The sequence below is a fragment of the Curvibacter sp. APW13 genome, from assembly GCF_032337135.1.
In the GTDB taxonomy this organism is placed as follows: Bacteria; Pseudomonadota; Gammaproteobacteria; order Burkholderiales; family Burkholderiaceae_C; genus Allorhodoferax.
Map to the genome: position 1 here is coordinate 119,940 of NZ_JAVXZZ010000001.1, position 14,416 is coordinate 134,355.

11 protein-coding genes are annotated in these 14,416 nt (G+C 65.8%); all 11 read right to left on the reverse strand.

Features of this window, described 5'->3' with window-relative positions; translation table 11 throughout:
- Positions 1–447: 447 nt before the first annotated feature.
- Complete coding sequence (locus RQP54_RS00530) at positions 448–3,546, reverse strand: efflux RND transporter permease subunit (RefSeq protein WP_315676128.1); 3,099 nt, start codon at positions 3,544–3,546, stop codon at positions 448–450.
- Between the two features lie 57 nt (positions 3,547–3,603).
- Complete coding sequence (locus tag RQP54_RS00535) at positions 3,604–4,764, reverse strand: efflux RND transporter periplasmic adaptor subunit (protein WP_315676129.1); 1,161 nt, start codon at positions 4,762–4,764, stop codon at positions 3,604–3,606.
- Positions 4,765–4,804: 40 nt separating this feature from the next.
- Positions 4,805–6,217, reverse strand: coding sequence for an efflux transporter outer membrane subunit (locus RQP54_RS00540; RefSeq protein ID WP_315676130.1), 1,413 nt, complete (start codon positions 6,215–6,217; stop codon positions 4,805–4,807).
- On the reverse strand, positions 6,214–6,930 hold the full coding sequence (locus tag RQP54_RS00545; RefSeq protein ID WP_315676131.1) for a CerR family C-terminal domain-containing protein: 717 nt from the start codon (positions 6,928–6,930) through the stop codon (positions 6,214–6,216). The genes RQP54_RS00540 and RQP54_RS00545 overlap by 4 nt, the downstream gene beginning before the upstream one ends.
- Before the next feature lie 36 nt (positions 6,931–6,966).
- Entirely contained in the window at positions 6,967–8,289 is a 1,323-nt protein-coding gene (locus tag RQP54_RS00550; RefSeq protein ID WP_315676132.1) for a hypothetical protein, read from the reverse strand.
- Positions 8,289–8,531 (reverse strand): DUF2249 domain-containing protein, encoded by a 243-nt coding sequence (locus tag RQP54_RS00555; RefSeq protein ID WP_315676133.1) that lies wholly within the window; start codon positions 8,529–8,531, stop codon positions 8,289–8,291. The genes RQP54_RS00550 and RQP54_RS00555 overlap by 1 nt, the downstream gene beginning before the upstream one ends.
- Before the next feature lie 6 nt (positions 8,532–8,537).
- Positions 8,538–8,987, reverse strand: a complete 450-nt coding sequence (locus tag RQP54_RS00560; protein ID WP_315676134.1) for a hemerythrin domain-containing protein — start codon at positions 8,985–8,987, stop codon at positions 8,538–8,540.
- Positions 8,988–9,120: 133 nt separating this feature from the next.
- Positions 9,121–9,915: a ZIP family metal transporter gene (locus RQP54_RS00565; protein ID WP_315676135.1), complete on the reverse strand. Its 795-nt coding sequence runs from the start codon at positions 9,913–9,915 to the stop codon at positions 9,121–9,123.
- A gap of 111 nt (positions 9,916–10,026) precedes the next feature.
- The gene (locus RQP54_RS00570) at positions 10,027–10,929 is read right to left on the reverse strand and encodes a dienelactone hydrolase family protein (protein WP_315676136.1); all 903 of its coding nucleotides are present in this window, start codon (positions 10,927–10,929) and stop codon (positions 10,027–10,029) included.
- Between the two features lie 116 nt (positions 10,930–11,045).
- Positions 11,046–12,617, reverse strand: a complete 1,572-nt coding sequence (locus RQP54_RS00575) for a methyl-accepting chemotaxis protein (protein WP_315676137.1) — start codon at positions 12,615–12,617, stop codon at positions 11,046–11,048.
- Between the two features lie 42 nt (positions 12,618–12,659).
- Positions 12,660–14,264, reverse strand: a complete 1,605-nt coding sequence (locus tag RQP54_RS00580; RefSeq protein ID WP_315676138.1) for a methyl-accepting chemotaxis protein — start codon at positions 14,262–14,264, stop codon at positions 12,660–12,662.
- Between the last annotated feature and the right edge of the window lie 152 nt (positions 14,265–14,416).

A 14,416-nucleotide genomic window follows, 5' to 3' on the forward strand; every position in this document is an offset into this window, starting at 1 on the left:
TTGGTTGGGACGAAATAGGGGGACAACTGCATGGTGCAATAACCTGCTTGACAGACTGCATCCGCATTGCGGACGTTGGTCCCATATTTGGAGCAAAACGGGCTGAGGCGAACCGGCTAACCACCAGATATCCGACGTCCGACTGAACACTGTACAGGCGCGGCTAATGACCGCCTTTGGTGTGTGATTGTGCCGTGGACGCACTTCAGTGAACGGCAGCAACCGATGCAATCCCGGTGCTAGGTATATTGAATAAGTCCCAGCGTTAAATGTGAGCGCTTCCAGGCACTAATTTTGTTGGCCCAGACTTCTGCTTTGGGTCGGAACCTGCCCAGCGAGGCGCCATCGCAAGTAGTGCCGCTCTACCGATTATCCGAAAGCGCAAAAAACAAGCCGCTACGTTTTCCGTAGCGGCTTGCGCAATTCACATGCGGGCTACAGCCAGATTTAACCCCCAACCGTCCCCTTCTGCGGAACCACCCGTTGCGCCAACCCCATCACCTTGGCCTTGGCCACGGCGAAGAAGTGTTCGATGTCGTCGACGATGGTGAAGAAGCTTGGGGTTACCAGCAGGCTCAGGATGGTGGAGGTGATGAGGCCGCCGATTACCGCTGCGGCCATGGGGGCGCGGAAGCTGTTGTCGGCGTGACCCATGCCCACCACCAGCGGCACCATGCCGGCCACCATGGCGATGGTGGTCATGATGATGGGGCGGGCGCGCTTGTGGCAGGCGTCGATGAGGGCATCGAAGCGGCTCATGCCGTAGTCGCGCCGCGCCATGATGGCGTAGTCCACCAGCAGGATGGAGTTCTTGGTGGACACCCCGATGAGCATGATGAGCCCGATGAACGAGGGCATGGAGAGCATCTTGCCCGACACCAGCAGCGCCACGAAGGCCCCGCCGAAGGACAGGATGAGCGAGGGCACGATGGTGATGGGGTGCACAAAGTCGCGGAACAGCAGCACCAGCACGATGTAGATGCAGAGCACGCCGGTCAGCATGGCCATGCCAAAGCCCGCCACCATTTCGGCCTGCACTTCGGCGTCGCCCACTTCCACCTGCTGCACACCGGCAGGCAGGTTGCGGATGCTGGGCAGCTGGGCAACGGCGGCGGTCAGCTCACCCAGGGGTTTGCCGGAAAGCTCCACCTCGAAGTTGACGTTGCGCACGCGGTTCATGCGGCTCACCACGGCGGGCCCACCGGACATTTCCAGCGTGGCCACCTGGCTGAGCATGACCGGGCCTTTGGTGCCGGGCACGGTCAGGCGGCCCAGCAGCTCCAGGTCCTTGCGGGCAGCGGTGTCGAGCTTCACCACGATGGGCACCTGGCGCTGGCTCAGGTTCAGCTTCGGCAATGCGGCTTCGTAGTCACCCACCGTGGCCACGCGCAGGGTCTCGGCTATGGCGGCACTGGTCACGCCCAGATCGGCGGCCTTGGCAAAGTCGGGCCGGATGCTGACCTCGGCGCGCGTGAGGCTGGCCGTGGACGAGATGTTGCCGATGCCGGGAATGGTGCGCAGGTCGCGCTCCACCGCGGCGGCAGCTTGCGAGAGTGCGCGCGGGTCGTCGCTCTTGAGCACCATGAGGTACTTCTCGCCATTGCCGCCCAGGCCCACCTTGAAGCGCACGCCGGGCAGGTTGGACAGGGCAGTGCGCATGTCGGCCTCGATGCCCTGCTTGCGTGGCCGCTCGCCGCGCGGGTCGAGCGTGATGGTGAGCGTGGCCTTGCGCACCTCGGGCACGCTGCCGGCCATGGGGTCGGTACCCGCAGTGCCGCCGCCGATGGTGGTGTAGACACTGGCCACGTGCTTCACGCCGCCCAGCAGGGTGCGGGCCTGCTCGGCTGCATCCCGCGTCTGTTTCAGCGTGCTGCCCGGGGGCAGTTCCAGATAGACCTGGGTCTGCGAGTTGTCGTCCGGCGGGATGAAGCCCGAGGGAATGAGCGGCACCAGGAAGATGGAGCCGACGAAGAAGGCAATCGCCAGGGCCACGGTGATCCAGCGGTGGCTCAGTGTCCAGCGCGTGATCTTCAGGTACAGCGGCATCCACACCGGCTCCTCGTGCACGTGGGTGGAGGGCTTGAGGATGTAGGCCGCCATCATGGGCGTGAGCAGGCGCGCCACCAGCAGCGAGGCGAAGATGGCGAACACTGCCGTCCAGCCAAACTGCTTGAAGAACTTGCCGACGATGCCGTCCATGAAGGCCGTGGGCAGGAACACCGCAATCAGCGCGAAGGTGGTGGCAATCACCGCCAGGCCGATCTCGTCGGCCGCTTCCATGGCGGCCTGGTAGGGCGTCTTGCCCATGCGCAGGTGGCGTTCGATGTTTTCCACTTCCACGATGGCGTCGTCTACCAGGATGCCGATGACCAGCGAGAGCGCCAGCAGGGTCACGATGTTGGTGGTGAAGCCCATGTAGTGCATGCCGATGAAGGCCGGAATGGCCGACAGCGGCAATGCCACGGCGGAGACGAAAGTGGCACGCCAGCTGCGCAGGAAGAACCACACCACGATCACCGCCAGCAAGGCGCCCTCGTACAGCATGGTCATGGAGGCGTCGAACTCCTCCTGCACCGGGGTCACGAAGTCGAAGGCTTGCGTCAGCTCCAGGTCGGGGTGCTGGGCCTTGAGGGCGTCAAGGGCCTTCTGCACCCCTGCCCCCACTTCGATTTCGGAAGCGCCCTTGCTGCGGCTCACCTCGAAGCCGACCACGCGCTTGCCGTTGAGCATGGCTACGCTGCGCGGCTCGGCCACGGTGTCCGTCACGCTGGCGAGTTCGTCCAGGCGCACGGACTTGCCCGAGGGCAGGCTCAGCTCCAGCTGCCGCAACTCGTCCACGGTAGCCACGGTGGCCAGGGTGCGCATGGGCTGCTCGCTGCCGCCCAGGTCGGCGCGGCCACCGGCGCTTTCGGTCTGCACCTGGCGCAGCTGGCGCGACACGTCGGCCGCGGTAGCACCCAGGCTTTGCAACTTCACCGGGTCCAGTGCCACCTGCACTTCGCGGTTCACGCCGCCCACACGGGCCACGGCGCCCACGCCCTTCACGCCCAGCAGGGTGCGGGCAATGGTGTTGTCCACGAACCAGCTCAAGGCCTCCTCGTCCATCTGGGCCGAGTTCACGGTGAAGGCCAGCACCGGCTGGGCCGAGAAGCTGATCTTGCCGACGATGGGGTCGCGCAGGTCGCTGGGCAGGTCGCTGCGCACGCTCTGCACTGCACTGCGCACATCGTCCACGGCTTCCTGCGTGGGCTTTTCCAGGCGGAATTCGACCGTGATGGAGACCAGGCCGTCGGAAACGTTGGTGTAGATGTTCTTCAGACCCTGCAGCGGCGCAATGGCGTTTTCCAGCTTGCGCGCCACCTCGGTTTCCAGCTGCGCCGGGGCGGCCCCCGGCAGCGCGGCCGAGACCGTGACCATGGGCATTTCCAGGTCCGGGAACTGCTGCACCTTCATGGACTTGAACGACACCAGCCCGGCCACCGTCAGCAGCACGAACAGCATGATGGCGGGGATGGGGTTCTTGATCGACCAGGCGGAAAAATTCATGGCTTACCTCCGGATCTGTTCCGGCTTTGGGAGCACGTGTTCATGGCAAGTCGCTCCTTATTTCGTAGCTGGTTGCGCAGTGTTTGCGGGGGCTACCGGCTGTTTTTGCCCTGAATCGACGACCTTCACCAGGTCGCCGTCGCTCAGGAAGCTGCCCCCACTGGCCACGAGCTTGTCCTGGGCGGTCACACCACTGAGTACTTCGAGCTGATCGCCGGCCACGCGCCCGGTCTGCACCTTCACTTGCTTGACCTTGCTGTCGGCGCCCACCTTGTAGACGTAGCTGAAACCGTCGCGCACCACCACGGCGGTCTGCGGCACGGTCAGGGCGCCCGAGGCCCCCAGGGCAAACTCGCCGCGGGCAAACATGCCCGGCTTGAAGCCCTTGGCGGCCGGCAGGTCCACGTAGACCAGACCGTTGCGGGTCTGGGCGTCCACCGTGGGGGCCACCATGCGCACGCGGCCCTTGGCCTGGGCCCCGCCCGCGGCGGTGACCGTCACCGCGGTTCCGGGGGCGATGCGCGCGAGCTCGGCCGCCGTCACCTCGCCGCGCCACTCCAGGCGGCCCTGGCGGATGATGCGGTACAGCTCCATGCCCGCGCCCACCACGGCACCCACGGTGGCGTTGCGCGCCGAGATGACGCCGCTGTCGGGGGCGTGTACCTGGGTGTTCTTCAGGCGCAGCAGCTGGGCATCGAGCTGGGCCTGGGCAGAGGCGACCCGCGCCTTGGCCGTGGCTTCACTGCTCAGGTACTGGCCCACCTGCTGGGCGCTCAGTGCGCCGCTGTCCTGCACGGCCCGGGCGCGGTCGGCGTTGGCCTGCGCCTCGGCCACCACGGCCTGGGCCTCGGCCAGTGCGGCGCGGGCCAGGGCCACGTCGGCCTGCACCGTTTCCTGGGCAAAGCTCACCAGCAGCTGGCCCTTCTGCACCGTGTCGCCCACGGCGGCGTGCAGTTCGGCCACGCGCAGGCCATTGGCCTCGGAGCCGATGCTGGCCTCCTGCCAGGCGGCAATGCTGCCGTTGGCGGCCAGCGCCACGGTGAGCTGGGCGCTTTGCGGCTGCACCGTGCTCACGGTGAGCGCGGCACGGGGTGCGGCCGCGGGTTTGGCGGCATCGGCCGCCGCGGCGTTGGCAGTCCACAGACCCAGGGCAGCCGCTACGGCGAGCGTGCTGGCCAGTGCGCGGGGGGTGGCGAGGTGAAAGGTGGTGCGTTGCATGGTGGTGTCCATTCAGAAGCGTGTTCGGTTCGAGGGGGTGTCATTCAGAGCGGTCGGCCTGGAAGCCGCCGCCCGAGGCGCGGTACAGGGCAATCCAGGCCCTACGGCGCTCCAGGTCCAGCGCGGCCTGGGCCGACTGGGCGGAGAGCGCCTGGCGGCGTGCGTCTTCCAGTTCCATCAGGCTGGCCAGCCCTTGGGCATGTCGGGTCTGCGTGGCGGAGAGCGACTGGGTGAAGCCGGCCACGGCCGTGTCCACATCGGCCTTGCGTGCGGCGGTGCTCTGCAGTGTGAGCAGGGCTTCCTCCACCTCGCGCACGGCGTTGCGCACCCGGGCCTTGTAGACCGACACGGCCTGGGTGTAGTTGGCCTGGGCGGCCGCCACGTTGGCCACGCGCTGGCCACCGTCGAAGATCGGCAGCGTCAGCGCCAGCGGGCCGAAGGACCAGGTGTCGAGATTGGTTTCCACCCCGTACGACGTGGTGCGCAGCGCCCCGATGGAGCCCTGCAGCGTCAGGCGCGGGTAGCGCTGGGCCTTGGCTGCACCCACCTGGGCACTGGCCACGGCCACATCGCGCTCGGCGGCAAACACGTCGGGGCGCTGGGCCACCGTCTGGGCCGGTACCGCCGCTATGGAAAAAGGAGCTGTCTGCGCAGGTTTTGCGAGGGCTTCAGCCATTTTTTGCCGTACGTCTGGCTCGGCCAATCCGGTCAGCGCCACCAGCGCCTTGATGTTCATGTCGCAGCTGGTGGCCTGTTGGGTCACGCGGGCGGCACTGTCGGCGGCGGCACCCTGGGCCAGGGCGCTGTCACCGGCCGAGACAAAACCGGCCTTGGCACTGATGCCCACCAGCTTGGCAGTCTCGGCACGCGAAGCAGCGTCCTTGCGCATGAGCTCCAACTGGGTGCGGCAGTGGCGTTCGCCGTAGTACACGTTCGCCACTTCGGCCGCCACCGACACGCGGGCGTCGTGCCACAGCGCCTGGCTGCCCTGCACCTGGTCTTGTGCGGCCTTGTTCACGGCGCGGTTAGCGCCCACCAGGTCCAGCTCCCAGGCGGCCTGCAGGCCGCCGGTGAGCGTGGTGGCCACGGGCACGCCCGGGGTGCTGACGCCGCGCTGGGCCGCCACCTGGGCATTCACCTGCGGCAGCAGCGTGCCGCGCGCCTGGGCCTGGTTGGCGCGTGCCGACTCGATGCGCGCCAGCGCCTGGGCCACGCCCGGGCTGACCTGCTGGGCCGCTTCGATGAAGGCCACCAGCGTGGCATCGCCCTGGGCCTGCCACCACTGCGACAGGTCGGACACGGCGCCACCATGGGGCAGCGGCGCCTGCCACTGGGCCGCGGGTTCGGCATCCACTTTGGGCGCTGGCATGGTGATGGCGCAGCCTGAGAGGACGGCAGCGCAGGTGGCCGCCCACACGGGCGCACGCAGGAAACGCAGAGGGTGTTTGTTCATAGGGTTCGGGCCGCTTGGCGGCGTTGGCGCTCGTCTTCGACCATGGCCAGGGCGAAGTCGGTGAGGCGGTGGTGGGTGGTGTCGATGGCAGCGTTGGAGTCGGCCAGCCCCGGACGCAGGGCGCGGGTGATGTCAGCGCCCACAAACATCTGGATGCCCAAGGCCGTGATGGAAAAGGCCAGGCGGTGCAGGTCGTCGTCGGCCTCGGTCACGCCCAGGGTACGGCCGAGCACGTCGAGCAGGCCCTGGTGCATGGGGGCGATCTGGGTCTGGATGTGCTCCTGCCACAGCCCGGTGGGCTCCAGCATTTCGCGGAAATGCAGCTTCATCAGCTGCTGCGCCAGGTCGCCTTCCTTCAGCGGGTCGGTAAAACCCTGCAGGTACAGGCCCAGCGCCTCGCGCAGCGTCAGCGCGGGGTCGACAAACTGGTCGTAACCTTGGGCGCCGCAGTCCAGCGGGTCGTTGTAGACGGTGCGGTACAAGCCGGCCTTGTCGCCGAAGTAGTAGCTGATGGAGGCAATGTTCACCCCGGCAGCCGCCGCAATCTCGCGGGTGGAGGTCTTGGCAAAACCCTTGGCGGCAAACAGCGCCAGCGCGGCGCGCAGCAGGCGGTTTCGGGCCTCAACGCCGTCACTGCGCAAGGGCGTGCCGGAAGCCGTGCACAAGCCATTGAGCAGCTTGGCGAGGCCTGTAGGTGGGGAATCGGCAGTCATGGCGCCGATTCTAGCGAGTTAAATCAAACGATTGATTTAACTAAGCCCTGTTGCGAGTGGGGTTTTGGCCTCCAGGGCGTCCAGCCTGGCGCAGTGCGCACGGTACAGCGGCACCACCCCCCACAGGTTGTGCGCCAACCACAGCTGCGACACCAGCAACGCTGCCCCCGCGGGGTAGGCCAGCACGGTGGGCCAGCAGGCCGCACCGACCAGCAGTGCCAGGCTCACCCAGTGGGCGCGGGTCTGTGCCTCGATACGGTCCTGCGGCAGCAGCTTGCGCACGTTGGGCGCCAGCAGGCGGCCCTGCCCCAGATCCTGCAGGTGCATCCACACCAGAAAGGGCACGATGCGGTAGAACATGCCAGTCAGCACCGACAGGAAGCCGCCAAAGAGCAGCAGCGTGCCCACCAGCACCGGCCATTCGGTCCACTGCAGCCATTGCGGTGCCACCCGCCCCAGGGCCCAGACCAGGGCCGCAGACACCATGCTGCCCAGGCCTACCCACCAGTGCCGCGTGATGGCATCGGCCATGGCGCGGCGCGAGCGCCAATGCAGCCGCAGCGTCACCAGCGCAAAGCACACGGCCACCATGGCCACGGCGACACCGAGCACATCGGAGAGAATGCTCCAGCGCTGCCACTCGGCCAGGCTCCAGGCCAGCAGCAGCACTACCGTGGCACCGGGAAACCCGACCGCAAACCAGCGCGGGTACGCGGGCGTGACCTGGAACATGGGCACCACCACCAGCGCCACCGAAGCCAGTACGACCAGATTCCAGCCCAGCAGACCCCAAGCCAGGTGCATGGTGACCAGGCGTGGCAAGGACAGGGGCAGCGGCAGCCAGCCCTCCAGCCCAAGCGCCATGCTGGCCCCCAACACGATGGCCGCCACCAGCCCCACCAGGGCCCAGCGCAGCCCCGTGGCGGTGGCGCTGCCCCGCGGCACATGCCACAAGGCATGGCCGCAGGCCAGCACAAACACCCCGATCGCGGTGCCCAGCAGCACCGCCGCCCCACCAAAGCCGCCCTCCACACGCCACAGGAATGCAGACTCCAGGCACAAGAGGCCACCCACCACCCCACTCTGCACTGCCCCAGCGACCAGGCGTGGCTGCGCTACCCCTACGCCCAACATCACTGGCAACATTTGCAGCAATGCACCGACGATGGAGAACAGCATCAGGCCCAGGGTCATCAGGTGGGTGACACCCAGCGCACCGGGCGTCCATTGGCTGGTCCACAGGAACGGGCCCTGGAACAGCATGAGCACCCCCACCAGCGCTGAGAAGAGCGGCGCCGTCAGCAGGAATCGCAGCGGAACATCGAGCGGCGGCGCCGCATCCAGCGACACCGCCGCCATCAGACCGCCTCGCGCCAGATCAGGATCTCGAAGCCCGTTGCGTCGTTGAAGGTGGTCTGGTACTGGTAGCCCTGCTTGAGCAGTGCGCGGTACAGCGGGTGGGGTTCACGGTTCAGGATCAGCAGCACGCGCTCATGCGGCTGCATGGCGTCCAGCGCGTCCATGGTCGCCACGAAGGGCTCGGGCGGCTCCCAGGTGCGGGCGTCGATGACATGCTCGGGGGGCTTGGGCGCGTCGGTCATGGGAACTCACTCCAGCGAAGGGGGAATGCGGGCCTGCAACTGTTCGTGCACGGCACCGTGCTGTGCGCCCAGACGCTGGTCACACATCGGGTACAGCACCCCTTCTTCCTTGGCGTTGTGCTGCTGCAGCATCAGGAACAGGGTTTCTGCATGGCCATCGAACTCGTCGGCGTCACGGCTGCGCAGTGCATCGATGGCAGCTTGCATGAGCTGGCGCAGCTGCTCGTGCTCATGGCGCATGACCTGGGTCGGTCCCTGGGTCATGCCGGTGGCTTCCTCGAACGCAGGGAACAGCACATGCTCTTCGGCACAGAAATGCTGGTGCACCAGGCCGGTGAATCGCCCGAACTGCGCCAGGGCCTCGTCCCACTGCTGCGCCTGCACGGCGTCTTGCGCCGATGCGTAGAAACTGTCACAAAAGCGGTGGTCTCCCGCCATGAAATCCTGGATTGTCATTGCCCTGCACCCTGCTACCGGGGGTAGTGTGCCCGCAGCGGCTGACGGCGTTCTTGCCAAAAATCAACTTTTGACCAAATCCCAGAACGGACAGCCCATTTTTACCCGGCGTTTACACCGGCAGGCAAGCGCATCAGTGGCCATGCCCCAGGCCGCTGACCAGCGAGACCATGGCAATGCCCACCGCCAGCCAAGCCAGTTGGGCGGCGGTCTGTCGGGTCGTCAGGCGCTTCTGCAGCTGCGGAATCAGGTCGGCCAGCGCCACATAGATGAAGCTGCTCGACGCCACCGCCAGAAAGTACGGCAGGTAGTCCTGCAGCCGCTCCAGCAGCCAGAAACCCGCCACCCCACCCAGGGCCGTCACGGCACCGGCCAGTGAAACCTTGACCAGTGCCATGCGCCGGTTCGATGCGCCCGTGCGCAGCACCGCCAGGTCGCCCATGTGGTGCGGCACTTCGTGCGCCAGCACCGCCAGCGCCGCCAGGGCGCCCAGGCGCAGGTCGGCCATGAAGGCCGAGGCGATCAGCACGCCATCGCCAAAGCAGTGGACACTGTCGCCGGTAAGCACCGACCAGGCACCGGGCACGCCATGGTGGTGCCCGTGGTCATGGTGGTCGTGGTCATGATCGTGCGCGCCATCCGGCCCATGGTGGTGTTCATGGCCGTGGTGCCACAACTCGGCCTTGTCGAGCAGGAAGAAGAACAGCACCCCCAGCAGCAGGGTCAGGAACAGGTCGTGGGCACCGGCTTCGCTTTCGAACGCTTCCGGCAGCAGGTGCAGGAAGGCCGTGGCCAACAGGGCGCCGGCCGCCATGCTGAGCATGTGCTGGGTGTAGCGCGCCAGGGCGCCGAAACTGAGCGCGGCAGCAACCCACACGCTGCCAATGCCAGCTAGCAGGGTTCCGACCAGAATTGCTATCAATGTCATAGCTATCTACGCAATATTCACCGGGTCCAACACCGGTTTTCAAACAACAAGGAGGCCAAAGACGAAGGCCGCCAACAGGCGGCCTTGGGTGTCATTGTGCCAGAGGCGCCATCAGACGCCGTGGCTCTTGAACCATGCCAGGGCGCGGCTCCAGCCCTCCTGCGCCGCCTCCTGGCGGTAGCTGGGGCGGTAATCGGCGTGGAAGGCATGCGGTGCATCGCGGAACACCACGAACTCGCTGGCCTTAGCGGCCTTGTTGCCCTTGGCGGCTGCGGCAGCCAGCGCTTCCTTCATTTCGTTCACGGTGGTCAATGGGATGCCACCGTCCTGACCGCCATACAGGCCCAGCACCGGCGCCTTCAGGTCGCCGGCCAGTTGCACCGGGTGCTTGGGGCTGTTTTCCGAATTGGTCCCCACCAGGCGACCGTACCAGGCGACACCGGCCTTCACGCCCTTGTTGTGCGCGCAGTAGAGCCAGGTGATGCGCCCGCCCCAGCAGAAACCGGTAATGCCCAGCTTCTTGGTGTTGCCACCATTGGCTTCAGCCCAGGCCACTGCCGCGTCCAGATCGCCCATGACCTGGGCATCGGGCACCTTGGAGACGATCTCGGCCTGCAGCTTGGGAATGTCGGTGTACTTGGACGGGTCACCCTGGCGCGCATAGAGCTCCGGCGCAATGGCCAGGTAGCCGGCCTTGGCAAATCGACGGCAGACGTCGGCGATGTGCTCATGGACACCGAAGATTTCCTGGATGACCAGAATGACAGGCAGGTTCTTCTTGCCCTCGGGCATGGCGTAGTAGAACGGCACCGTGGCGCCGTCCACATCGAAAATCTCGGTACCTGCAGTCAAGCCATCGGTCGAAGTCTTGATGACTGTCTGGGCACTGACTGGCAAGACCGATGCCGCAAATCCAACGCCAACCACCGTGCGCATCACATCGCGGCGGGTGGCTTCGCCAGCGGCGGAGCCGGGCAGCAGGGAATCGATATCTCGCTTCATTTCCTCGTACATGGGTACTGTCTCCTGGTCATTGGGTTGCTGGTGGCGCAATGCCACGCGCCAATCTAGCGCAACTGGGAAACCCTTGTTGTCGGCGGGCTTGCAGGAGCGGCCAGTGCCCACCTGACTCAGTGGTGAGGCAGGGCCAAGGTGCCCGCGCTACCCCCCACCTTGAACACCGCCACGGCCTGCTTGAGCCGGTCGGCCTGCTCGCGCAGACTTTCGGCTGCGGCGGCACTTTGCTCCACCAGGGCGGCGTTCTGCTGCGTCATCTGGTCCAGATCACCAATCGACTGGTTGACGGAGGCAATGCCGCTGTTCTGCTCGTTGGCAGCCGCGGTGATCTCGCCGATGACATCGGCCACGCGGCGCACCGACTGCACGATTTCCTCCATGGTGCTGCCGGCCTGGGTCACATAGCTGGTACCGGACTCAACCTTCTCAACCGACTGGGCAATGAGTGCCTTGATCTCCTTGGCGGCCTCGGCCGAGCGTCCGGCCAGCGCACGCACTTCACTGGCAACCACCGCAAAGCCACGCCCCTGCTCACCGGCGCGCGCCGCTTCCACGGCGGCGTTGAGGGCCAGGATGTTGGTCTGGAACGCAATGCCATCGATGACGGAAATGATGTCGGAGATCTTCTTGCTGCTGGCATCGATCTCCTGCATGGTGCGCACAACTTCGGTGACCACTTCGCCCCCCCGCTGGGCTACGGTAGAGGCACTGGTCGCCAACTGGCTGGCCTGGCGCGCGTTGTCGGTACTGTGCTGCACGGTGCCGGTCAGGTGCTCCATGCTGGAGGCCGTGGCCTGCAGGTTGGCCGATGTCTGCTCGGTGCGGTGGGCCAAGTCGGCATTGCCCTGGGCAATTTCGGAGCTGGCCCCGGCAATGCTCTCGGTGCTGTCGCGCACCTCGGTGACCATGCGCCCGAGTGACTCGTTCATGTGCTGCAACGAGCTGAGCAGTTGGCCGAATTCATCGTGGCGGTCGTTGGTGATGGTGGCGCTCAGATCGCCCTGTGCAATGCGCTGCGCCACATGGTTGGCCTGCTCCAGCGGAATGCGGATGGATCGCACCATCCACAGGGTGCCAACCGCCACGAGCACAACGACCAATACCAGCCCGATGATCATGATGATCGCGTTGGCACGTCGGCGATCCTCGGTTTCGGTAGCCACCGCCGCGCTGTTCGCTTTCTGCAATTCCACCATCTCCTTCTGCGCCGCCACGTACTGGGCCATGGCTGGCAGATAGTCGGCTTTGAGGACCTGCATCGCCACTTCGGCATTGCCAGCCTTCTTGGCCTCGCGAGCTTTGGTGCGCAGGTTAATCACCTTTTGGCGCAGGTCCCCAATCTTCTTCATCTGCGCCTTGTCGGCCTCGGTCAAGGGCATGGCCTCAATCTTCTTCTGGAACTCGCCGATCTGCGCGCTGGTCGCGGCGACAGCGTCTTTGAACGCTTCTTCCAGGGTTGAGCCTTCGCTCAGCAGAATCGCCTGATTGCGGGCGGCATTGGTCTGCGTCAGGCCCGCCCACTCGGTGGTGATCTGGACCAGCTCGACGGAAACCGCCTGGCGCGCCCGCCCCTCGGCCAGGATGCTGGCACTGCGCATCAAGCCGAAGATGGCCACCGACGCGATCAGAGCGATGACGGCGAACATGAAGAGCCACAGTTTGGTGGCGATTGGCAGTTTTTTCATGTTGATTCTCCTCAACCGAGTGAGAAGCCCCTGGGACGGGGGCTAGAACGTTTCCCAGTCATCGTCCTGCGCTGCGCTGGACTTCTTGGCGGCTGCTACTGGGGCTGCGGCCAGCTTGGCCGGTGCCGCGGTGGCGGCTGGCTTGCGCGCCGCCGCCCCCTGCGACACCCCCGTGGTGCGGCGATCCGTCCCCGCGAAAGGCTTGGCGGGTGGCGCTGCCGAGCGCACCCGCGCCTGCGTCACGCCGCCGAAATTGCCGGTGGCATGCACCTTGAAGGCGGCCACGATCTGCACCAGATCCTGCGCCTGCGATTTCAGGCTCGATGCCGCTGCCGCCATTTCCTCTACCAGTGCGGCATTCTGCTGGGTGGTGTGGTCCATCTGCTGGGCAGCCTCACCCACCTGCGCCACGCGCGCGCTCTGCTCTTCCGACGCGGCGCTGATCTCGCCCATGATGTCGGTCACGCGGCGAATCGAGGCCACCACTTCGGTCATGGTCTCACCCGCCTGGTCCACCAGGGTGGTGCCGTGTTCGACCTTTTCCACACTGGCGGTGATGAGGGCCTTGATTTCCTTGGCGGCTTCGGCACTGCGTCCGGCCAGGGCACGTACTTCGGAGGCCACCACGGCAAAGCCGCGGCCCTGTTCTCCGGCACGCGCCGCTTCCACGGCGGCGTTGAGGGCCAGGATATTGGTCTGGAAGGCAATACCGTCGATGACGGAAATGATGTCACCGATCTTGCGCGAGGAGTCGTTGATGTCCTTCATGGTCTCCACGACCTGGCCCACGACATCGCCACCACGCACGGCCACCGTGGAAGCCGTCATGGCCAACTGGTTAGCCTGACGCGCCGAATCGGCGTTCTGGCGCACCGTGGAATTGAGCTCCGCCATGGAACTCGCCGTGGTCTGCAAGGCACTGGCCTGTTGTTCCGTACGAATGGACAGGTCATTGTTGCCCTGGGCAATCTCGGTGCTGGCCGTGGCCACGCTCTCCGACCCATGCCTTACGTCGGTAACCAGTTTGGACAGGTTGCCCTGCATCTTGGCCAGGGCCGCCAGCATTTGCCCCACTTCGTCACTGCGGGTCACGTCGATGCTGTCGGTCAGATCCCCGGACGCGACCTTTTCGGTCACGGCGATGGCCCGCGTCAGCGGCTGCACGATGCTCTTGGCAATGCGCAGGGCCATCACCACGCCAAAGACGATGCCGACGACCAGGCAGGCCCAGATGGTGGTTACTGCCCGATCCAGTGCTGCCTGCAACTGCTTGCTGTCACTGATCTGCAGCGACACCAGTTTTCCGTTGAACGCGTCCACAGCCTTGCTGTGTTCCTCGGGAGTCGCCGTATGCGAGCGCAGGGCGGCGTCGAGCGCCTGCTTCTCCTCGTCCGCCTTGATCAGGCCACCGAGCTTCTTGACGGCCTCGCTGTCGAGTGAAGGCACGGCAGACTTGGCTGCCACGGCCACCTTGATCTGTGTCGCCCAATCTCCGGCCAGTGAGAGCCGAAAGGCGCGCTCATCGAGTTCGGTATTGAAATGCTGGATCGTCGCGAGCTGCTTTTGACCCACCACGGTGACAGTGGCCAACAACACCAGCAAGCCACCGAACCCCACCAACAGACGTTGTTTTACATTCAATTGCACAGAAGCCTCCGGGGTAGCGCGCCTGACCACAGGCGCCAATCACATGCTACTCCGGCCCCAGCGGTTTGCAAGTGCTGCCAACCCCTGTGTTTACCCTGATCAAGCCGAGGCAGAAAACGCCGATTGGCTGCTGCGCCCGCTGTGTCTGCGCC